The sequence below is a fragment of the Gilliamella sp. LMG 34360 genome (genome assembly GCF_984568995.1).
Genome location: NZ_OZ474900.1, coordinates 1024181 through 1046537, shown reverse-complemented (window position 1 = coordinate 1046537; position 22357 = coordinate 1024181). Strand labels below are relative to the sequence as shown.

The 22357-nt window shown below is 32.4% G+C and carries 16 protein-coding genes and 3 pseudogenes; 9 read left to right on the top strand and 10 right to left on the bottom strand.

Annotated features, from left to right (window positions below; all coding sequences use genetic code 11):
• The first annotated feature begins 96 nt into the window (after positions 1 to 96).
• Together AC5LW9_RS04715 and AC5LW9_RS04710 are read left to right on the top strand one after the other, a co-directional pair.
• Positions 97 to 1272: an HlyD family secretion protein gene (locus AC5LW9_RS04715; RefSeq protein WP_493456407.1), complete on the top strand. Its 1176-nt coding sequence runs from the start codon at positions 97 to 99 to the stop codon at positions 1270 to 1272.
• Between the two features lie 8 nt (positions 1273 to 1280).
• Positions 1281 to 2810, top strand: a complete 1530-nt coding sequence (locus AC5LW9_RS04710; protein WP_493456406.1) for a DHA2 family efflux MFS transporter permease subunit — start codon at positions 1281 to 1283, stop codon at positions 2808 to 2810.
• 205 nt (positions 2811 to 3015) lie between these two features.
• Here the strand turns inward: AC5LW9_RS04710 and AC5LW9_RS04705 are convergent, their stop codons facing one another.
• Entirely contained in the window at positions 3016 to 3306 is a 291-nt protein-coding gene (locus AC5LW9_RS04705; RefSeq protein WP_493456405.1) for a hypothetical protein, read from the bottom strand.
• On the bottom strand, positions 3269 to 3529 hold the full coding sequence (locus AC5LW9_RS04700; protein ID WP_493456404.1) for a hypothetical protein: 261 nt from the start codon (positions 3527 to 3529) through the stop codon (positions 3269 to 3271). Before AC5LW9_RS04700 ends, AC5LW9_RS04705 begins: the two co-directional genes overlap by 38 nt.
• A gap of 123 nt (positions 3530 to 3652) precedes the next feature.
• Between AC5LW9_RS04700 and AC5LW9_RS04695 the strand changes: the two genes are divergently transcribed.
• Positions 3653 to 4471: an AraC family transcriptional regulator gene (locus AC5LW9_RS04695; RefSeq protein WP_493456403.1), complete on the top strand. Its 819-nt coding sequence runs from the start codon at positions 3653 to 3655 to the stop codon at positions 4469 to 4471.
• A gap of 11 nt (positions 4472 to 4482) precedes the next feature.
• Here the strand turns inward: AC5LW9_RS04695 and AC5LW9_RS04690 are convergent.
• Positions 4483 to 5339 (bottom strand): annotated as a pseudogene (locus AC5LW9_RS04690) (KilA-N domain-containing protein).
• Positions 5340 to 5884: 545 nt separating this feature from the next.
• Here AC5LW9_RS04690 and AC5LW9_RS04685 point away from each other — a divergent pair.
• Both AC5LW9_RS04685 and AC5LW9_RS04680 read left to right on the top strand, forming a co-directional pair.
• On the top strand, positions 5885 to 6022 hold the full coding sequence (locus AC5LW9_RS04685; protein ID WP_181415367.1) for a hypothetical protein: 138 nt from the start codon (positions 5885 to 5887) through the stop codon (positions 6020 to 6022).
• 528 nt (positions 6023 to 6550) lie between these two features.
• A complete protein-coding gene (locus AC5LW9_RS04680) occupies positions 6551 to 6940 on the top strand; it encodes a hypothetical protein (protein WP_110454259.1) in 390 nt (129 codons plus the stop codon).
• A gap of 126 nt (positions 6941 to 7066) precedes the next feature.
• On the opposite strand, the gene AC5LW9_RS04675 is transcribed toward AC5LW9_RS04680, so the two are convergent.
• From AC5LW9_RS04675 to AC5LW9_RS04665, 3 genes and pseudogenes are all read right to left on the bottom strand, one after another.
• A complete protein-coding gene (locus AC5LW9_RS04675) occupies positions 7067 to 7927 on the bottom strand; it encodes a hypothetical protein (RefSeq protein ID WP_493456402.1) in 861 nt (286 codons plus the stop codon).
• On the bottom strand, positions 7927 to 12651 hold the full coding sequence (locus AC5LW9_RS04670) for a P-loop domain-containing protein (protein ID WP_493456401.1): 4725 nt from the start codon (positions 12649 to 12651) through the stop codon (positions 7927 to 7929). Before AC5LW9_RS04670 ends, AC5LW9_RS04675 begins: the two co-directional genes overlap by 1 nt.
• Before the next feature lie 774 nt (positions 12652 to 13425).
• A pseudogene (locus AC5LW9_RS04665) lies at positions 13426 to 14307 on the bottom strand (MalY/PatB family protein); the annotation flags it as partial.
• 77 nt (positions 14308 to 14384) lie between these two features.
• On the opposite strand from AC5LW9_RS04665, the gene AC5LW9_RS04660 reads away from it, so the two are divergent.
• The 3 genes and pseudogenes from AC5LW9_RS04660 (at position 14385) to AC5LW9_RS04650 (ending at position 16503) form a co-directional block, all read left to right on the top strand.
• Positions 14385 to 15508 (top strand): IS3 family transposase gene (locus AC5LW9_RS04660; RefSeq protein WP_493456400.1). Its coding sequence is split into 2 segments (ribosomal slippage): positions 14385 to 14679 and positions 14679 to 15508, totalling 1125 coding nucleotides; the frame shifts between segments, so codons are not numbered across the junction.
• 195 nt (positions 15509 to 15703) lie between these two features.
• Positions 15704 to 15811: pseudogene (locus AC5LW9_RS04655) on the top strand (LysR family transcriptional regulator); the annotation flags it as partial.
• The gene (locus AC5LW9_RS04650) at positions 15781 to 16503 is read left to right on the top strand and encodes a LysR family substrate-binding domain-containing protein (RefSeq protein WP_198228749.1); all 723 of its coding nucleotides are present in this window, start codon (positions 15781 to 15783) and stop codon (positions 16501 to 16503) included. The pseudogene AC5LW9_RS04655 and the gene AC5LW9_RS04650, both read left to right, overlap by 31 nt.
• 378 nt (positions 16504 to 16881) lie before the next feature.
• Here AC5LW9_RS04650 and AC5LW9_RS04645 read toward each other — a convergent pair whose 3' ends face one another.
• The 3 genes from AC5LW9_RS04645 to AC5LW9_RS04635 form a co-directional block, all read right to left on the bottom strand.
• Complete coding sequence (locus AC5LW9_RS04645) at positions 16882 to 17163, bottom strand: YciI family protein (RefSeq protein WP_198235535.1); 282 nt, start codon at positions 17161 to 17163, stop codon at positions 16882 to 16884.
• A 123-nt stretch (positions 17164 to 17286) separates the two neighbouring features.
• On the bottom strand, positions 17287 to 17427 hold the full coding sequence (locus AC5LW9_RS04640) for a hypothetical protein (protein WP_198235536.1): 141 nt from the start codon (positions 17425 to 17427) through the stop codon (positions 17287 to 17289).
• A 309-nt stretch (positions 17428 to 17736) separates the two neighbouring features.
• Positions 17737 to 18480 (bottom strand): DeoR family transcriptional regulator, encoded by a 744-nt coding sequence (locus AC5LW9_RS04635; protein ID WP_493456593.1) that lies wholly within the window; start codon positions 18478 to 18480, stop codon positions 17737 to 17739.
• Between the two features lie 474 nt (positions 18481 to 18954).
• On the opposite strand from AC5LW9_RS04635, the gene AC5LW9_RS04630 reads away from it, so the two are divergent.
• Positions 18955 to 19830, top strand: a complete 876-nt coding sequence (locus tag AC5LW9_RS04630; RefSeq protein ID WP_493456399.1) for an aspartyl protease family protein — start codon at positions 18955 to 18957, stop codon at positions 19828 to 19830.
• 90 nt (positions 19831 to 19920) lie between these two features.
• Here AC5LW9_RS04630 and AC5LW9_RS04625 read toward each other — a convergent pair whose 3' ends face one another.
• Positions 19921 to 22353 carry a formate C-acetyltransferase/glycerol dehydratase family glycyl radical enzyme gene (locus AC5LW9_RS04625; RefSeq protein ID WP_493456398.1) on the bottom strand — a complete coding sequence of 811 codons (2433 nt, stop codon included), beginning with the start codon at positions 22351 to 22353 and terminating at the stop codon, positions 19921 to 19923.
• Positions 22354 to 22357: the final 4 nt, after the last annotated feature.

Sequence of the window (22357 nt, the reverse complement as noted above, 5' to 3'; positions counted from 1 at the left end):
GTTATGGATGGTGGAACGTCTGCTTAATGAAACAGCATTTTGTGATGCTGTTCATAGAAGCAATAATTAAAATGAAAGATGTAAATGGAGTGTACGATGGAAAACAAAACCGATGGCCGAAAATTCAATGGTTTAACACGATATAAAAAATTGATTATTTTATCTGTTATTTTCCTAGTTTCAGGGATAGGATACTTCATTTTTTGGTACATGTTTTCTCGGTTTACACAATCTACAGATAATGCGTATGTTATGGGAAATCAAATTCCAATTCATACTCAAATAAGCGGAGGAATCTCCTCCATTTACGTTGATGATAATGACTTTGTGAGAAAAAAAGATGTTATCGCTCAATTAGAATCAATTGATGCTGAAAATAATTTTAGTTATGCAAAAAATGAATTAGCCAAGGTAATAAGAGAAACTCAACAGATCAAACTGACAACTGAAAAATTGTTAGCAAGTATTCAATTAAAGCAAGCGACATTAGATAAATTAGAAAAAGATTTAGCTCGGAGAGAAGGCCTTTGGTCTCGTAATGCTATTTCACAAGAAGAAATAGAGCATGCTAGGCAAGATGTATTAATTGCGTCAAATGACTTAAATATTTCCAAGCAAGAGTTAGAAATTAATAATGCCCTATTAATGCAGAATTCATTATTAGAACAGCCACGTATTCAGCAAGCTATTTCTAAACTAAAGGAAGCTTGGCTTAACTTAAAACGAGTAACAATTGTTTCCCCTGTCACTGGATATGTTTCAAGGCGCCAAGTCCAAGTTGGAACACAGGTTAATAGAGGAGAACGATTATTAGTTATTGTTCCTTTGGATCAAGTTTGGGTAGAAGCTAACTTTAAAGAAGTTCAACTAAAACACATTCGATTAGGACAAAAAGTTAAGTTAACTAGTGATTATTATGGAGATGATATTAAATTCGACGGGGTGATTACAGGAATTGCTATGGGAACGGGAAGTGCATTTTCGTTATTACCAGCACAAAATGCAACAGGAAATTGGATTAAAGTAATTCAGCGTTTACCTGTTCGTATTGAATTGAATAAAGAGCAAATTAAGGAATATCCATTACGGGTGGGGTTATCTATGTATGTAACAGTGGATACCAGTGATGTAAGTGGAAAATTACTTACTGATATTTCACCTCAAGAAATTAAATATCAAACAGATGTACTTGCTTACGACTTAGATGAATTCGAGCAACTAGTACGAGAAATTATGCAAAATAACTTAATTTTAGAGAGTAATATTCAGTGAATCATAAAATGTCACCATTATATCTATCAGGTGCAAAATTAATTGGGCTTATTGTTGCATTGGCAACAGTGGCCTTCTTACAAATTTTAGATTTAACAATTGCCAATGTAGCACTTTCTACTATTGCTGGAAACCTAGGAACATCAACTAGCCAAGCAACATGGGTAATTACATCATTTGCCGTATCCAATGCCATTTCAATTCCTTTATCTGGATGGCTAGCTAAGTACTTTGGGGAAGTTAAGTTATTTTTGTTTTCAATTTTCTTGTTTGTTTTAGCCTCTTGGTTATGTGGTGTCTCTAACAGCCTTGAAATGTTAATTATTTCACGAGTACTACAAGGTGCGGTTTCTGGACCAATTATTCCTCTTTCTCAAAGCTTATTATTAGCTAACTCTCCAAATTCCAAAAAAAATATGTCTTTAGCAATATGGTCGATGACTATTATTATTGCTCCCGTCTGTGGACCTATTTTGGGTGGATGGATAAGTGACAATTTATTTTGGGGCTGGATTTTTTTACTAAATGTGCCAATTGGTCTAATAGCTTGGATAAGTATTAAAATATTATTAAAAGGACGAGAAACAGAAATAAGCAAATCTCGAATAGATACTATTGGGCTTGCTTTATTAATATTTGGTGTTGGTAGTTTACAGCTTATTTTAGATAGAGGGAAAGAACTGGATTGGTTTAATTCATCTGAAATTATTATTTTATCTGTGATAGCGTTAGTAACACTTTCTTTTTTTGTTCTTTGGGAAATGACATCGAATGATCCAATTGTTGATCTATCTTTATTTAGATCAAGAAATTTTACAGTAGGGACGATTTGCATAAGTTTGGCATTTTTGCTACATATAGGGACATTAGTTTTACAACCACAGCTATTACAACGAGTTTTTGGTTATACTGCAACGTGGGCAGGATTAGCATTGTCTCCCATCGGTTTAGTTCCTATCGTTCTTGCTCCAATAGTCGGCCGTTTTGTTCCTTATTTAGATATGAGGAAGCTTGTGACTTTTGGTTTCATTGTTTTTGCTTTGTGCTTTTTTTGGAGAGCTTACTCGTTTGAGCCTAATATGGATTTTTCGAGTTCTGCATGGCCCCAATTCTTTCAAGGATTTGCGATAGCTTGCTTTGTTATGCCTTTGAATATAATAATTTTAACTGATATACCTTCTCACAAGTTAGCGGCAGCAGGAAGTTTATTTAATTTTTTTAGAACATTATCTACTTCCATTGGTACTTCTTTAACAAATTCATTATGGGAACATCGTGAAGCAATTCATCACAACCAACTAACTGATCTAATGAATCAAAATATACAAACGCTAGAATACACATATCAGCAGTTTCAGTTGCAAGGTTTTTCTGAAACTCAAGCTTCGGCAAAACTAGCACAAAATATTACTAATCAGGGGCTGGTAATCGCAACCAACGAAATTTTTTGGCTATATGGAATTATTTTTCTACTATTAATCATAGTTGTTTGGTTTGCAAAATCAACCATTACATCAAAGAATGAAATAGAAAAATAGTTGGTTAGATAAGTACGTAAGTCATAACAAGATTATAATATTTTGAAAAATAAAAATGAACTTCAAAAACTTTATTGATCGGATTACCTACATGTAATGTACATGTTTTTTTCTTTGTTTATACCTATGCAAAAAATATCTTCATATGAAAGTGTAATACCAGTTGAGCTAAACGCCTTATATAAACTCTCTTGGGCTGAAAATACTAAAGTAATGTATGTGTTATGTCCATTATCATGTCACTGGGAGTAGGGCATTTTAGGATCGTTTGACTTAAATCAATTGCTTTTTGAGTGGACATTATTTTTTCTATATCAACTCCTATGCTTTGAACTTCATTTGAATGTTTTATTGTAACCGCAGTTACAAAATTATTAGAGTGAGATATTGAACCAGCTATGTTTTTAGGCCATAAAACGGCTCCGTTGGAACTTTTTAGTCTCCAGTAATATTCTCCATCACGCAATACGTTTTCTAATGCCGTAGCAGAACACACTCCACCAGCTAAGAACTCTATTTTTCTTCTTACTGGAAAGTATTGAATATCTTTTTTTTTTTAATTTTAATGGTAAATCATCAAAATTATTAATATTAAAATTATCTACTGAAAAATGGCAAAAAGATTGCGAAATATTTTGAGATCCTATAATAAAGTTTTTGGTGATAGGTTTAAAATATCCAAAAATACGTTTGTATTGTTCTTGATTAACTTTATACATGATATGTGTTATCCTTTAGTTAGTTTAAGTTAATCGAATTACGTATATATGTATAGTCTTTACATATGATTTATATTACTGTTTTTAATGACAAAGATGTTTATTTAGCAAGGATAAAATATCATGTTAGACAATGATTTGTTAGTTAAAGTGCACCGACAAAATTTATCTACATTGCTTTTTATAAACAATATCACGACAGATTGGCATCGTCACCCTTCTCTTCAATTGACAATATCATTGCACAATATGTCTTTTGAGCTAGAAACACCAGATGAAAAAAAAGATGTGTTTGGTTTTATTATTCAATCAAATGTTCCCCATAAACTGAGCGCACCAGATGTCTGTTGTATTAATTTGCTTATTGGCCCAGAAGATCCCTATTATCACTTATTATCGCATTTTACTGAAACTAATCCTGTTTATTTCCTTACTCACAAAGAAGCATTAAAAATTGCCAGTTATTTTATAAAATCTGTTACTATTAGCCAACCATTTGAGCTTTATCACGTCTATAAGTTATTATGTGAGTCAGATCCTAATTGTTCATGTGATCAAGATAACCGCATTAATAAAGCAGTCTCTATTATTTCATCATTACCCATAAAGCAAATTTCATCGAGGGAAATCGCCGAAAAAATACACCTTTCTGAAAGTCGCTTTCTTCATCTTTTTCGTTCTGAGTTGGGTATTAATTTCAGGGGTTATCTATTGTGGAAAAGATTACAGGATGTAATTGATATACTCGACTCCCCTACAACACTGACAAAATTAGCCAGTGATATGGGATTTTCTGATTCGGCTCATTTTAGCAGAACATGTTTATCTAGTTTGGGGCTGAGACCATCACAACTGAAACGAGCTTTAATAATTGATAATAATGACATTATGTGTGGAAAACATTACTGTTTGTACAGCGTATTTCAGGCATTACATACCTAAAATACACTGTATTATCGTTTATATACTACTAACTGAATAATAAGATTCTTCGTTTCAGAAATATTGACCAAAGATTGCATTTGATTAATCGCAATACTATTGAGTTGTATCAAGCGTTCGCAAGCACTTATACCTAGATGAATTAAGACTGAGTTAATACTTTCCAGATTAGATAAAACGACCAATTGCTCTAATGTAACAACATCACGTATGTTTCCTTTTTGATCAGGATTGGCTTGTCGCCATTGTGCTGCTGTCATACCAAACAAAGCCATATTCAGTAAGTCTGCTTCACTGGCTTACACTTTCCCTGTCTGTGCATTTGTTAATTGTATCGGAATCAAGTGTTCTTTAATGGCATCTGTATGTATGCGGTAGTTGACCTTTGCCAAAGTACGTTGGAAATTCCATTCCAGTGACATTGCTTTGGCTTATTCATCTTTAAATATTTGAAATTCTTTAATTAGATAAAGCTTGAATTCAGGGATGAGCCATGATCCGAACTCAAAAACAATATCTTTATGGGCATAAGTGCCACCGTAACGACCGGCCTTGGCTTGTAGGCCAATAGCTCAGGTGAGATCACTCCATTTCTTAGCAGAGAGGTAGAAACTGTTTCGACCAGCTTCATTTTTAAATTCCCTCGAATTCGAGGGAATTAAAACAGGAGTTATTAATTTTTCCCATACACCTAAAAATAGTACTGTGTCTTTATTTTTCAGCCATTGCTCTATAAAGCACTACCACCCTCAAAGTTTTTCACCATATCAGTCAGTGAAATATAATCTTGCTCATGATTGTTTGTAATCGTAACAGGCGTTCCTTGTACCACAATACTACGGCTTTTCTTGATGTTTCCAATTGGCATATCAAAAACTCCTAATGGGTTTGATTGGTTAAACTTTATCAGTATATTTAACAAACTCAACAAAGAAAAGCTAAAATAGTTAACCAATAAATAATTTGAGACACTCAAAATTTAGGTTTAACTTTGATTAAAAATAATATTATTTTACTCAAAATAAGTTCTATATTCGAACGTCCAACGAAATGTCCAATGGAATTTTATGAAAATTTTTTAACGTATAAATATTATTAATAATCAATATTATAGATTTAGTGACGGGTGGCTTTTATTTTTTCTACGCTTTCGCCATTTATTTTTATGGCAGAATCCACTGCAACGTAATAGAATCCACTAAAATCATGATAGTCATGCGGTTGCGTGGATTTTTTTATTTCCACTTTTTCATTAATCTTATACTCATCCAAAGTAATTCATTTCAATCCACGCTTAGATCGTATACTAAATCGGATAACGAAAAATACTAGAACAGTTTTGTATTTTTCATTAAATACTATGATTTCGCTTTGTATAATTCAACTTATTAAAAAAATGTTGGGGAATTATTCATGGCAAGATTTATTGAAAAACTGACAAGTTTATCTGTGAAAAAAATAAATACAGCTGATTGTTATGGCGATGGAGGGGACTTTGGCTTTGCGTTAGAGAATCAGGAGCCAAATCTTGGATATTTCGTTTTAATTTAAAAAAGAGAGCATTGAATGAAAGTTGGCGCTACATATACTATTTCTTTGTCTATACAAAAGATGTGTTAATTTGACAGCACCGTTTGTTCGGATAACCAATACGCTTCATCAAACCGTTCGGATAAACGAGATGGGGAAATAAGATAACTTTGTATGAATAAAAAAACAGGAAAAAAAATCATGCTTGTTGCCAAGGGTCGACCGCGGCAAGGTTGCCATCAAAAAATGAATCGCTCTTAACAAACAAGGTTTAGCGTACACTTTTTAAAAGCGTTGTACCTATTATTGAGCTTTGATTAAAACATAAAAAAGACTGCATCAACCTGTAAAATTAGGCTTTTTTAGGGAGTAGACAATAACAGATGATTGATATAGAACTATGAATTTAAACCTTTTTACAATAAATAATCTGCCATCATTTATGGGGTTGTTTAACTAATTTCAATAGACTAGTTTTTCATCATTCTGATAGAATATTAGCATATCCAAATAATAAAACTTAAAACAATTAAAAAGGAATAGAAAGGGATGAAACTAATACGATTAATGGGTGATGGATTCGAACCCCACATACTTAAAGAGGGTGAACAGGTAATCTATGCAATTTATGTCCAATGTGGATTTATGGAGCGCAGCTTTGCATTTAATATTTGCTACACCGATTTAGCTATTTTACTTTCAGATGACTACCGAAGCGCCATTCTCGAAGTTGTGGCTCATACATTATTACAAAGTTCGATGGTTATAGGAGGTAAGCCTTTTACTCAACATGATTTCGATAATCTTATTAGGGATACGCTTTACTCCTCATTCAAGGATTTACAGACATTTATTGCTCGGGTAGGTCGTGAACATCATATTGCTATTGAGTATTATGTGAAAAAAATTATGGATAGGCGCTTTGCCAAAGCAGTGTAGAAAAAATGTGTTGAACAGTCTAAAATAGGGAAAGTAACCCCTTCTGCTATCATGCTTTCAGATAAAAGGATTTTACGTCTAAAATTTTCGATATATAAGCGAGTATCAGTTTGTTTATATCTCTGTTTAACCACCAACCACTTGCGAATAAAAAACTAAATCAGGAATAATTTTTTTTAGTTGATTAAAATAATCTGTTCTCAAAATTAAATCACAGCCTTCTAATTTAGCTATATTTGCATTTGTGCCATCAAAAGAATGTTTACCAATCAATTGGTCTCGCCACCGCCTAAACAGTAGAATAACCTCACCTTCATTATTTAATGCTCTTAAACCTTTTTTATAATCATCTAGTTTTAAGTTTAGCATGAGCAATAAATGACTATTTACCCATATAATAAATAAAGGCTCAATACTATTTATATTTATATGAAGTCCTTGTATCATTTGCTCGTTCACACCGAAATCATTTGTCCAGATATTATGTGCTAAACATTTATAGAGCAATGGGTTTGTTTCTATTCTAAAAGGAAGTAAACCTTCAAATACTATTCTCCCTTTGTCATTAGAATTTTCATATGAGCGTTTTAAAATAAGTTCTCTTTCACATCTTGCAATGATTACATAATCATTATCATAACAAGGCTCTGAAAAACCTTGGATTGTTTCTGAAGGTTTTTTGATATCAGGTCTTTGGATTAATGATTGAGACGTCGCAATAATTGATTTAATATCTAGTTTTGTATTTTTTTCAAAGATCACCGCATCTTTATATTGGTGATATAAAAAACTACAAACATTCTCAAATACCAAACTCTCTAAATATACATTTGGTGACAAAAAACCATAAGAACGATTTACAAAAGTATCATTTACTTTTTTTTGAACAGTACTTAATACCTTTTCCTGCATATTTTTCGGCAAAATAATGTCTATATTTGAGTATCGAGATAGTTTACGTTTGATTATTTCTTGTAATTCATCCATTATCTCAGCCCATCCAAAATCTCATCCAATGAATTATGAATATATAAATTTTCAATCAAATAACAATTGTGTAATTCATTTTTTATCGCTATTAAAAATGAATGATGCTCCTCTTTTTCAATTAACAATAATTCTAATAACGCAGCAATAAACAATTGATTAAAACGTTTACTGTGATTAAAAAGCCATTTAAGTGGTTTGATTAATAAATCACGATCATAGTGCATGAGATAGCTAATAGCGGCAATGATGTCTTGTTGAACAGACACATCTTGATGATTAGATTTGCTGAATATTAACGTTATCGCAAGTTCATTAGCATTCATATCTAACATTTCAGAGGCTTCTATATCCAGCCAATCAAACTGGTTTTCGTCTGGCAATCGACTTTCCATGTACTTATAACCTTCTTCATACATTGCTACTATTATTTCATTATTGATGTCTATATATTCAAAGGCAATAATTAAATTAGCGGTTGATTCAGGTGAGTAATTGAAGCTTGAAAAATATAGGCGTAATGTCTCTGCTAGAATCTCCATTGAACGTTTTTTATCAAGTTTTACTGCAATTTTTAATGATTCTTTATCGACAAAGTTCTCAAACCAACCTCCTTTAGAATAAACAAAATTATTAATTAAAAGTAATATTTTATCTTCGTTACAAATAGATAGTTTATCTATTATCAAACGTAAATTTTCAGAATCTTCTGTTGATTTAAAATTTCGTCTAATAATAGTTAACAATAAAGTGGTAATCTGAGCATTATTATTTTTTTCTTGCAAAAAGAAATAAAGATAATTGTAATCCTTTTCTAATAGTGGATACTGCTTATCAAAATATTCAACTAATTCTGTGTCTGATTTTTCATGTAATAAAGATTTTATACACAGTTCATCTATAATTTCTTCTAACTTTTTTGAATGATTAGAAATTGTAGTCGATTGTTCCTTAGAATTCTTATACAAGCAATCAGGGATATTTAAACTAAAAAAATCCAACAAATTATGAAATTTTAATTTTATATTTTTATCTAGGTTTTCATCTGAATTATTCCAATCTCGGATGGATAAAAGGATTAAAGTAGATTTAGTTAAATAATGATCTATACTTTTCAGTTTTTCAAGCACATCTAAAAAATTATTTAAATATTCAGAACGAGTATTGGTTGGAGATAGTCTATATAAAAAAGTGAGAATAATAGGGTCAACTTTAATGTGGCTGTCTCGTAAGTAATCAACAAACATATAATCTAATTTCCAGAAGTATGGCTGAAACGTAAACTGATTAATCAGATATTTCACAGCTAACACATAATCAATCTCTATCAGTTTTTCAAACCAATTAATAGTGAGCCATCTTATACCTTTCCCCTCTTCTGTATGTTTCATAACAGCATCAGTTAAATATTTAAGTTTTTTAACATATTTATTTGCAATTATGGAATCGGCTGCATTTAAAGCGGATAAAGGCTTAATAACCTCTTCTAAACTTGTGTCTTTGCGAAAAGTATACCCAGTGATAAATAATAGTGCTCGTTTAAGTTCTTCTTTAGCTTTTTCTGTTTTACCTATCTTTCCGTAGTATATTGCCTTCTTAAAAGAATATTCTGCATGATCTTGATACGTTAACTCTTCTTCATTATCAAAACGTTCATAAGCATCGATGATAAACTGAATGTTATAAGAATTTAAAAATTGTCTTTCTATTTGAGGAATCACTGAGACATAGTTATTAATTTTACTCAAAGATGAGATAATACTTTTCCACGATTTCTCTGAGACGACATACTTTAAATGTTGAATAATTGAATTTGATATTAAGCCACTATTGTAACGAGTAAAATCATATAGTCTGGGATCGTCTTTAAAAAACTTGGAATCACTAACCAAAAACTCTATATTTCTAACAATTCTATTTTCTAACTCATCCCCCTTGTAATTCTTCTCTATATTTAGAAACCTGATATAAAATTTTACCCAATTATAAATAAAGTTTCTTGATGGTATATTTTTTTCAAATTGATTTAAGGCTTCCATATCAAAAATAGAATACAACTTAATATATTGAAGAGTGTCACGAATTATTTTTGGTTCTCTATATTGTTCTATAAAAAATAAACTTAAGGGTACCAATTTCGGGGGGGCTGTAATATTAATATCTATCCTTTGAATACAATTAGTGCCATCCAAAGTATTATTGATACTAAATGCTATCTTTTGTTTTTTATCATCGAGGCTGTTATAGATATCTAATATTCCTTGAAAGCCTTTTTGGTTGAAAATTTCAGCAATAAACACCTCAAAAAAATCAGGAAGATTTTTATCTATTGCTTTTCTAGCTATACTGGCTAAATCTTCATTTTTTTCAATCAAGTAACAAATATAATACTTTAAATCGTCTAATTGAATCTTATCTTCAAATAGTGATTTAATTGCAGACCATTTAGGTGAATAATTATATTTTAATAAGATGTAAAAAGCTTGTGCAGTCGTAGACTCACTATAATTTTTATCCCCATTGAAAAATAATAGGTCATGCGCTTTGTTTGCACCATATATTGAGCAAATAGCTTCAAAATACAACTCAAAATTTTGTAGTATCAAACTATGATGATCTTCTGAAACGGTTGTGAAAATTGTTCTATTTAATTCACTTAAATAAATAAAAAAAGGCCAATCTTGTAGTTTTTCAGATACTTGTAAAAAATATCTAAAATTATTTTTAATTAAGGTTTCTGAATATCCATTATATAAACTGTTTGTTAAAAAATTAATATTTGCGAGTTCTTTTGCTTTTTTATACTGTTCTGAGATCACTAAATATCTGACTAGATATCTATATGCTTTAGCATCCTGATAGAATCCTTTTTTACTAAGCCAGTCGGTAATGAGTTTATATAACTCTTGTTTATCAGTAACAGTTAGTTTTTCTATATTAAATCGCCTAAAGCTGTCATGATATAGTTTTAATCCACCTCTCGATACATTTTCTGAAACAATAGGGGATAATATCTTTATATCATCCTCTAAATACCGTGAGTATGGTGTTATTTGTTTAAGCTCAGAGCGACTGACAGAAAACTCCAAACAGGACAAAATATCAGCAGTCATATTTCTATTCAGTTTACTAACTAGATATTCATAATAACTTTTAAGATTAAAATCATAAGCTGGTAATGTTTCAATAACATGTTGATTAATCAGCTCAACATTACAGAGTGATTTTAAAATATAGGTTAGATAAAGTGGATTACCCTCGCTTTTATTATAAAGATAATATGATAGATTGTGACTATCAAATTGTAGATCTGGACAATGGTATTTGCCCATAAGTTCTCTTGTACGTTCAATGTTCCATTTTGGCATCTCTTCCAAAACATACCCAGTTTTATCTTTAAGAAAAGCAACTTCATCGACGCTTTGGGATCCTAAAATAACGGCTATATTCTGTGAAATAACTATTTTAGAGATTGCATCCAAAATTCTGGTTTTATTGTACGATAATGTAGAGGATATATTTAATACTCTTTCAATATGATCCAAACCATCTATTATCAGGATTAAAGGGGTTTTAATTTCTAACAATAGTAAATTTAACTCCTCTAAATTGGCCGCATATTTATTTTTTTTATGTTCTGTTAATTCAGGGAATTTTTCTATAATTGCAGAAATTAAATTACCATAAAATATATCTGTTTGTACCCTGTGCTCAAAGAACTCATCATCTGTATCTGTAAAACAATAATGCTGAATGACAGATATATTTTTTGATTCAAGATACTCTATAAAATTAGTTAAAAACCAAGATTTTCCCGCTCCTGGTTCTCCAAGGAATAGAGTCTTTTTATTTTTAGTGACAGTCTCCAAAAATTGAGAGTATTCTTTAATAGAATTAATATTTATGCTTTGATCAATTTGAAACTTTTGCTCAATTTTTCCATAATCAGTTCTAATTCTTAATTCACTTAAAATATCACTAACTGTAATAATTGATGAGTTTGCTCGATAATGACCAACTAGTTTTACAAGTCGAATTAAGAAATCATTAACATAAACATCATCATTTGGATATTGGCCTATACCTAATATTTCAGCTTGTTTAATTAATATTTTCTCTAAATCAGTGGGTTTATCGAATTTCAAACTTGCTTTGGGTAAAGCAAGTTCTATGAATAAGTTATTACAAAATTTTCTAAAGTCATTTCTATCAACGTTATTATCCTTTACATACTTTTTTAAACTATCCCAGCGATTAAAATTTTCTGGTTTTTCTTCCCAAAGTTTATCTAAATTAATTTTAAATATTTTAGTTGGAAAAGTATCAAAGGAGGAATAGTGAGACGGTTGTTCAGTTAGAACTTTGATTATATCTTCATCAGTCGGTTCGTCCCACGCTAGACATAATCTAAACTCGGTCTCTGGTGTTTCTAATATTTTCCAAGTTTCATATAACATATGGAGTGAAATTTTATGAGTGCTATCACTTGAAAAATATTCTTTTTTTAATTTTTTTGATGTATCTTCATTACTATATTTAATTTGTTTTCTTTGTATATTTTCGCCAGTATTAATTACTAAATCATCAAATCTATCATTCAAGGTGTTTTTTTTATCGATTGAAAATTCAGTTGATAGGTGGCCAGATAATATTTCCTTAAGAATAAAATAACTAGTAATCAGGTCTTGGTAATCATAACCTTTGTGTGCATTATTTAGATTCACTTATCCCCCTGACTAGCTATTTTATCAATACAAAGTAAAAATTATTGCAACTAAAGAATTATACTATCTATGTTCTGCTTTTAAATTAAAATAATTTATTTTATTTCATGTGGTTAGAATTAAGTGCAGAAATAATATACTATAATCACTACTTATATTCCATAGTTACCACACTTTATATAACATATATTTTGAGCTATCCGAAAAAACATTACTTAAAAAAATTAATTTTGGAATCAATATAAAATAGCAAAACAAAAAAGATAACAAATAGATAGCAATTATGTTTCTGAAAAAGTAATTTCACCTCTGAAATCTTCGATCACGGCTAAATCTTTGCCTTAAACCATCAGTTGACATTCATATTCCAATCTGCAAAACGAAGGGCTTTTGACTGATACATCCCTCGTTCTACTTGTTTCAATAGTACTTCCAAAAAAGCGTCTTCTTATTTGCTGGTTGAATGTTCTTCAATAAAATCTAAAAGTATTCGACAAGTAGCTAGATCTAAGGAACCATCTTCGTTAAAACATTCCATGTTAAGTTGCCAAATTTTATTTGTACCATCTTCATTAAAAGAATTAAATTCAAATAATTCTTGAGGTTTAAATAAGTCACTTAATGTTTCATCGTTTTTTTCAGCTGTTGAATCTGTGCTTGTAAAGCATCAATTTCTTGGTGGATTTTTTATTTCCATTTTTTTATTAATTACAGAGAATCCCACTAACATCTGCATCACAAAGATAGACCGAAAAATACTCAAACAATTTTGTATTATTCTAATGCCTTAATTGCATTGATAATTGCATTTACACCTGTTTCGACCTTACTACGCGGACAACCAATATTTAATCGTAAAAATTGATTTCCCTCGGGCCCATAGGTATAACCGGGCATAATAGCAACACCTTGTTCATGGATAAGGTTTTCTTGCAATTTTATATCATCGATGTTGAGCTTTCTTAAATCGATCCAAGCCAGATAAGTTGAATCAGGTATTGCATAATCAAGTTGTGGAAAAGCATGATTCAATTGTTTGGCGACAAAATCTAAATTGTTATAAAGATAGTTTTTTAATTCATGTAGCCAGATATGCCCTTGTTTATAAGCTGCAATGGTAGCAACAAGTGAAAGCACGGCAGGAGAGGAAACACCATCACAGGCCTTGATTTGATTTAGATAATTCTCTCTGTTTTTTTCGCATTGAATTAAACCATAAGCACCAGTTAAAGCCGGAATATTAAAGCTTTTCGACGCTGATGATAAGACCGCCCAACTATTTTTTCCATATTGACACCATGGATTATGAGAGCCTTTCCATACCATATCCATGTGGATTTCATCACTAATAACATTGACGTGGTATTTTTCACATAATGCCGCGATGATCGCTAATTCTTCTTTTGACCAAACTTTACCTGTTGGATTATGAGGATTGCATAACAATAAAATTTTAACCTCTTTTTTCGCCAGTAATGTTTCAAGGTAGTTCATATCACAATACCAGCTATTATCTATTTTGATTAAAGGGCAGGCTTCTATTTTACGTTTGTTACCAATAATTGTTTTATAAAATGCGTCGTAGGCAGGAGTATGAACGACAATACTGTCATTTTGTTGACTCCATAAGTTGATTAATTTAGCAACCATATAAATGGATAGGCTACACTAATTAGTACCAATTTTATAAGGTCATTGTTATGATAAACCAACAATAAAAAAAGGTAACAATAATGACAATCAATTTAACCCGAAGAGAAAAACGCAGCTTTACTAACGAGTTCAAAAAACAGATGGTAATGCTGTATCAAAATGGTAAAAAACGTGCTGATATCGTCGCTCAGTATGACCTCACCAAATCAGCATTAGATAATTGGATAACTCAGTATCAAACCACGGGGTCATTTACCGCTAAAGATAATCGCAGTGCGGAGGAGAACGAGCTTATCGCACTACGCAAAGAGAACAAACGCTTGTTAATGGAGAACGATATCCTAAAGCAAGCTGCGTTGATAATGGGGCGAAAATCGAGCTAATTTTACACAATAAGCACCGATACACTTTGCGAGGATTATGTCGTTGCTTAAAAGTAACAAGAAATCGTTTTTATTATCAACGGCAATTGCCCCAACAACCGCAAGATGTTGTGCTCAGTGAAAGAGTCGGTAGAGTCTTTAATGATAATTACCGCGCTTATGGTACAAGGCGCCTGCAGGCAGAACTGAGAAAGCAAGGCATGATTTTATCTCGACGACGAATTGGTCGAATTATGGCAAAAAATGGCTGGGTCTCAAAATACACCTGTAAAAAATATCGTATTCACGTTGGAAAAAGTAATGAATCGAGTGTGGGGAATGAACTTAATCGAGAGTTTGAGATAGGTCAACCACGAAAAATATTGGTGACTGATTTAACCTATGTGAGGGTTAAAGAGCGGTGGCACTACCTTTGTGTGATTGTTGATGTCAGTAATCGAGAGATAGTTGGACGAAGTGCTGGCAGGCATAAAACAGCAGGGTTAGTTATGCAAGCAATCAGTCAAATTCCAATGAATTTAAAGTCTATTGAGTTTTTTCACTCAGATAGAGGAAAAGAGTTCGATAATCATCTGATTGATGAGTGTTTAACCGAGTTTAGCATTAAACGTTCATTAAGCCGTAAAGGCTGCCCGTATGATAATGCAGTTGCGGAAGCAACATTTAAAGCGGTGAAAACAGAGTTTGTATCGAATACTATTTTTGATTCACTGGAGCAGCTTAGGTTGGAATTTAATCATTATGTCGATTGGTTTAACTGCAATCGACTTCATTCAACATTAAATTATCAGTCACCGATTGGATACAAAAGAAATCGATGACCTTATCTTTTTGGTACTAAAAAGTGTGGACATACCATAAATTACGGACGGGCCATATACAATCATATTGGTATCAATTGTTGCATTAAATTGTGATGAGTACCAATATTTGATTGCATCAAGGTATTCTTCATTTTGCCAATTGCATCAATGTCCAATGACATTATGTTCCCCCTGTAATTCCAAGAGGTAATAATGGAACTCCGCCATCTGAAATCTTTTGTCGTACTGGCTGAGGAGCTGCATTTTGGAAGAGCGGCGAAGCGGGAAAGGTGTTCCTTGAAGAGGCAAATCAAGCCCTTGAACATGTTGAGCGCGCGATCGAAACTGCATGGCGCGTTAGCAAGGGGCTATTAGGACGTGTACGGATCGGCTATTCAGCCATCGCAGTTCATTCTGGTATTTTGACATCAGCCCTCACGCGGATCGAACACGCCATGCCTGAGGTCGAAGTACTGCTACAACAAATTGAACCATGGGAACAGAATGAAAAGCTTATGACCGATAAGGTTGACTTTGTATTCGCTCCTGTTCTTGACAACTATCAACAGACGCTTCGAGTGCACCACCTTACAAAATTGCCTGTAGTCGTGGGTATGTCGGTTCATCATGTACTTGCTTCCAAATCCGTAATTGAACTTGAAGACCTCAAGGAAGAAGTGTTTATCAAATTTGCCAATAGTGACGATGAGGCTCTTGACGTAGTGAAAAGTCTTATTGGTCTTCATCCCCAAACAGTCATCGCAAAATCCGACCCGATCGCAGTCCTAGCACTTGTTCAAGCTCAGCATGGCATCTGTGTATTACCTACAGTACTTCAGCTACCTAATTTTCCACAGGTCACCTATAAACCTCTTACAACGAACTGCACGGTTCTGCTGTCACTTATCAGCAGACGAGATGGAGATGATCCTTTACTAAACAAGCTCAAAGAGATCTTGATCGCGCCAACTATTTTAGCTCAAGATCATCCCAGATCGGTATTGGTCAAGTAAATTAGAATACACACTTAGCGTTTTTCCAAAAAAGTGTTTCTGATTGAGTGGATGTTAATCCACTATTGTATTAATGAGGTTTAAGTCGAGTTAACAGAGACAAGAAAGAGGCGTTAAATATATTTAAATGCGGAGGCATTAGGGATTTGGAAGAGAATGCGAAATCACTTATTGAATTAGATTTTTAGTATTTATTAGGCAATAGATGATTATATCCTAGGAATAAGACTACACAGAGGGACTTACGGCGGCAAAAACAGAGAAATTAGAAATATACAACAATGTGTATAATATCAATATTATTCACTCGAGATATGTTAAAAATCTCAAGTAAATAAAGAAATCCTTTAATTTATTAAATAAGAATATCAAAAAGTTTTATTTTAGCTGTAGACTAGGTGATAGTTTAGTAGCCGCAAAAAAAGTATAGTCGAAATTCACCAAATCATGAATATAAAAAGGATCTGATTTCATAATATTTTGTGCTTCTTCAATTGAATCACTCATTACTAAAATTATACCCCCTGATTTATCTTCCAGAAGCCCAGATGCTAGAAATTTATTTTTTGCAAAAAAATCATCTAAAAATACATTGTGCTCATCGAGTTTTGCAAAAATTTCAGGCATAGGTTTTTTAAACGTTAAAGTTACAATTATCATTTTTATTCCTTATTTAAAATCTATTTAATTCAATATAGTAAATTTCGTATTTCATAAAAATCAACTGATGTAATTTTCAGTGTTTATATATTATTTAAAAACATGAATTAGATCTTTTGCTCTTTATCCTGCAATCATTACATAATCATCTTCATAAAATAACCTTTTGGCTAATTTTTTAAAAGCGCCTACTTTTTCTGCTTTGTTTGGCCTTTCATATGAATTACTTTTATTACAATTATTGCCATTCATCAATATAGTCATTTTTTCATCTTTAACTATTTTATATTCGATATAAAAGTTTTACTCTCTTCAAAAAAGTTTTTATAGCAGAATTATAATTGTCTTCACCTTGTCCCTAATGAATTAATAGAAGTTAAACCAATATGGCTTTTGCGATTAAAAAAATAATCAAAAGGCTCGTTAAAAATAGAATTAACCTGAAAGGAAGTATATTACCTATCTTTTCCAAAAAACAATCTTCATTATTCTCCAGAAATAGAGGATGAATTTGAGAAAGAATAGCTGAAGTTAAATCTAGCTATTTTTTTATTTAAAATTTTTTATGCTTAATTAAATAACTTTATCAACAATAATTTTTTTTTCTATTAGATATTGTTCATCATTAGGATTAATCGCTTGATCGGTGATAACTCGGTGGATTGATTCGATCGGCTTTAATTGATAGGGTTGTTTTTGACCAAATTTTGAGGAATCGGTAATGATAATATTTTCACAAGGTTTGGTTAAGATTGTATTGACTAATTCGGTACGCATTTGGTTTCGTCCTGAAAAACCTGTAGTTGGTAAAAAACCGTCAATACCAATAAACGCTTTGTCGAAATGTAAATGTTTTATCGCAAGGCAAGCTAATTCACCAACAACGCTTTCACTTTTCTTTTGATATTCTCCTCCAATTACAATCACTTTTAAATCGGTATTTTTCAGTAATTGAGCAATGTAATAACTGGAAGTAATTAAAGTAATTCGGCGAGTGTAGGCTAAATGCCTTGCTAATAAGGCGTTGGTACTCCCTCCTTCAATAAAGATATGTTCATCGTTATTGACTAGCGAAGCCGCATATTCTGCTATCTTTTGTTTTAATGGGAACTTTATTTTCATGCGAGCATCAAGATTGTCGCTATCGACCGCAACAGCATAACCATGCTCTCGTTTTAAATAACCGTTTTGCTCTAAAAAATTGAGATCATGACGAATGGTCACAACAGAAACATTAAATTGCTCAGCTAAATCATTGACACTAACTTGATTGAGTTCATTAACTTTATAAATAATCTCTTGTTGCCGTTCATTCATTAAATAAAGCATAGTCACCTGTTATAAAATTGCATATCCATATATTAATATATGAGTAAACACATAGATAAAAATAGTAATGAATTAAATCGTATTTGTCATTATAAAAGTGGCAAAACTCGATTTAGTTATAAATTTCTGTATTAATCTTTTAAAAACGCTCATGTTAAGTCAAAAAAAGACCCACATAAGTAGATCTTTGCTTTAATTTCTGAGGTTTATAATTATCATTAATTAGATATCTTGCTCTGTTCTTGCGATAATATCATCGTGAATATCAGGTGATAGAGCTGTAAAGAATGCTGAATAACCAGCAACATAAACAACTAAATCACGATATATAAATTTTATTATTGAATAAAAACTTGATACTATTATTATGACAAATGTAAAAAAGGATAAATAACAAACATTTATCAATAATATCAAATCGAAAAAATATATTAGGAATGAGAATACATTAGGGAAGATTCTGTGAATAAAAAAATACTATTTTTAATCATGCTATTTATGAGTCGTTTTGCGCAAAGTCTGGAGGTAACTTGGGAGCTAACTTTTGATAACGGATATAATTTACCTTCAGTAACAATGGACTTACAAGGTGAAAAAACTCAATTTATATTTGACACGGGATCTAAATCAGCTTTACACCTACCAATGGCTTTAATTAATAAAATTCCTAATAAAACTGAAAATGCAGAGAAAATGAAATTGAATGATTTAACAGGTGATATTAAAGAGGTTAGATCGTTTATTGTCGACAAGTTAAAATTAGGATCTTTTATTTTTAACAATGTACCAGTCCTTGAATATAAAAATTGGGGCTTATTTATACCAATTGATCTTACTAAGAGTAATCATGAAAAAAAAGGAACTGATACAGAAAAATCATTGATTGGACTTGGTCTGTTTAAAGATTATGTATTAACTATCAATTATCCTGAAAATAAAATAACAATATCAGATGATATAAAGGTTTCTGATGATTTAAATAAAAATTGGTTTTCTATTCCCTTTTATTTAAACAATTATGGTTTAGTTATAAATTTGTTTGATGGTTCAAAAAACTACGAAATGATATTAGACACAGGTGCTTCAGTGTCAATCATAAAAGAAGAATCACTTTCACCCTCTTCAAGTAAAATTAGCTTACCTAAATATAATGTTAGATATACACCACTTGAAATGACGGACGCCGCTAGTGTTAAAGTTGAAGCAATTATAATGGATTCACTTCCTGATAAATTTAAATCTGATGGGATAATAGGATCAAATTTTTTCCGTACAAATATCGTTAAGATTGATTTTAGAAATAAGCAAATGTGGGTTCAACCTGTTGTTACAGAATAATTTCAAATTAATAAATCTAATTAAATCATTAAAAAAGACCTACATCAGTAGGTCTTTGCTTTAATTGCTGAGGTTTATAATTATCATTAATTAGATTACATGCTCTGTTCTAGCGATAATATCATCCTGAGTATCGGGTGATAGTGCTGTAAAGAATGCGGAATAACCAGCAACACGAACAACTAAGTCACGATATTGATCCGGATGTGCTTTAGCAGCAAGTAACGTATCACGTGAAACAACATTATATTGAACATGCCATCCTTTATGAACCTCAAAAAATGTTCGTAGCATCATCATGAGTTTTAACTTATCACGCGGATTGTCTAAGGTTGATGGATTGAGTTTTTGATTTAAAAGCACGCCACCAAGAATCTTATCCGTTGGTAATTTGCCTAATGAGTTAAATACTGCTGTTGGCCCTAAGGTATCAGTACCGGATGATGGGCTGGCACCTTCAGCTAACGGTGTCCATGCTTTACGCCCATCTGGTGTTGCCGCAGTTTGTGCACCAAATGGCACATTGGCAGAGATAGATGAAGTACCGGCATAATAAGTACCGCCAATTGGACCACGACCATAGCGAGGGTTGCGATAATTTTTTAACTCATCAATATAATAGTTATATAGTTCAGCTAAAAGATAATCCACTTCATCGTTATCATTACCGTATTTCGGGGCATTATTGAGTAGACGTTGACGTAATTGTTCGCCCGCAGAACCTTCAAAGTTTTCAGCTAATGCTTTAGCTAAATCGGATTGTTTGATGGTGTGTTCATCAAAAATTAATTTTTTAACTGCTTCAAAGCTGTTAGTAGTATTGGCTAGTCCGACTTGTAAGCCTGATACCCAATCATATTTCGCGCCACCTTGTTTAAGCGTTTTACCGCGTTCAATACAATCATCAACTAATACTGAGCAAATAATGTCATGCGCATTTTCTTCTAAGATAGTATCAATCACATACTCAATTTCGATTGATTTTCGAGTATAGTAGCGGATTTGTTTATCCCATTGGGCTTTAACTTCGTCAAAACTTTTGAAGTTATTTTTACTGAGTGCTTGTTCTTGCGGTAGGTAAACAACACCACTGGTTGCATCTTTACCACCCTCTAAAGTTGCAAGTGCAACACGAGCAAAGTTAATAAAGCTCATCCCCGTGCAGCGATATCCCCATTTACCCGGCACCGCAGTTTCAATACAGCCGATAGCAGAATATTGGTAAGCATCCTCACGTTCTACACCGAGTTTAATAAATTCAGGAATAACGATTTCGTCATTATTAAACGCTGGCATACCAAAACCACAACGAATAACTTGTACGCAAGCATCTAAAAAGTCATCACTCATTCCAGCATGATAGCGTACACTTAAATTAGGTTGAGTTGATTTTAATCGTCCGCAAGACTCTAAAATAGCATAAGATAATGAGTTAACTGCATCAACAGCGACATCATCTACCAGTTTTTGACCGCCAATTGTCACGTTTTGATACATCGGACTACCGGCTGAACTTTTAGAGTGTGAACCTGAACGGATTTTATTGACTTCTAATAGTTTTAACCAACAGCTGTGCAATAACTCAATTGCCGCTTCGCGAGATAATGTTTTTTCTTGCTCAACATCTTTTTCATACCATGAAGAAAGATATTGGTCCATGCGACCAAACGATACTGAGTGACCATTTGATTCAATTTGTAACAATAACATAACAAAATAACATAATTGGACAGCTTGCCAGAATGTTTCTGGTGGTTTATGAGCGATAACATCACAGTTTTTAGCAATCTGTAATAACTCATCTTTACGCCATGAACGTTCTTCTTTAGTTGCCATTTCACGGGCTAATTGAGCATAACGTTCAATGTATTCACTCATGGCCTGCATTGAAATTTCAGACGCTTTTAGGAAATGATCTTTATGGAAATCATCAAAATCAGTGATATTGATACGACTACGACGTTCTTTAATTTTGTCAATAATGCCATCAATACCTTTTTCCAAAATAAATGGGAAGTTAACGGCAAGATGAGCATCACCAGAATTCATATTCCCTTCGGCTTTGATCATAACGGTATCAAGCAATGATTTGTGTTCATCACTGAATAGTGCATAACAGCGATCAAGCACCGTTTGACCGTGCCACCATGGGCAAACGCGGTGTAAAACTTCTTTATCGTGTTCGGTAACTTCAAATCCTGCACCAGGGCGATCACCTAATACATCTATCTCTTTTTCAACCCAACCAACGGTATATTCTGGAAATATTGGTGCGGCTCTTGGTGAACTCGCTTGATTACCAACGATTAATTCATCGTGTTTTATCCAAATTGTTTTTTTACTTAAATGATTTGCTAATGCATAAGCGCGACGTAATACAACTGGCTTTGCCAAATGTTCTTGGTAAGATTCGGTATAATGTTCTGCGCGTTCTACGCAAATCGGTGGTTTAATAATATGAATCAATGCATTTTTATGTGCTTTAATCCTTGGTGTGACAGTTGTAAGGTCTAGAGTAGACATAAGG

Bases quoted from the DNA above. Each gene is read 5' to 3' on its own strand.
- AC5LW9_RS04625 (WP_493456398.1), bottom strand. From the start codon at position 22,353: ATGTCTACTCTAGACCTTACAACTGTCACACCAAGGATTAAAGCACAT.
- AC5LW9_RS04685 (WP_181415367.1), top strand. From the start codon at position 5,885: ATGGCAAGATTTATTGAAAAACTGACAAGTTTATCTGTGAAAAAAATA.
- AC5LW9_RS04645 (WP_198235535.1), bottom strand. From the start codon at position 17,163: ATGATAATTGTAACTTTAACGTTTAAAAAACCTATGCCTGAAATTTTT.
- AC5LW9_RS04680 (WP_110454259.1), top strand. From the start codon at position 6,551: ATGAAACTAATACGATTAATGGGTGATGGATTCGAACCCCACATACTT.
- AC5LW9_RS04700 (WP_493456404.1), bottom strand. From the start codon at position 3,529: ATGTATAAAGTTAATCAAGAACAATACAAACGTATTTTTGGATATTTT.
- AC5LW9_RS04710 (WP_493456406.1), top strand. From the start codon at position 1,281: ATGTCACCATTATATCTATCAGGTGCAAAATTAATTGGGCTTATTGTT.
- AC5LW9_RS04695 (WP_493456403.1), top strand. From the start codon at position 3,653: ATGTTAGACAATGATTTGTTAGTTAAAGTGCACCGACAAAATTTATCT.
- AC5LW9_RS04675 (WP_493456402.1), bottom strand. From the start codon at position 7,927: ATGGATGAATTACAAGAAATAATCAAACGTAAACTATCTCGATACTCA.
- AC5LW9_RS04715 (WP_493456407.1), top strand. From the start codon at position 97: ATGGAAAACAAAACCGATGGCCGAAAATTCAATGGTTTAACACGATAT.
- AC5LW9_RS04635 (WP_493456593.1), bottom strand. From the start codon at position 18,480: ATGAATGAACGGCAACAAGAGATTATTTATAAAGTTAATGAACTCAAT.
- AC5LW9_RS04640 (WP_198235536.1), bottom strand. From the start codon at position 17,427: ATGACTATATTGATGAATGGCAATAATTGTAATAAAAGTAATTCATAT.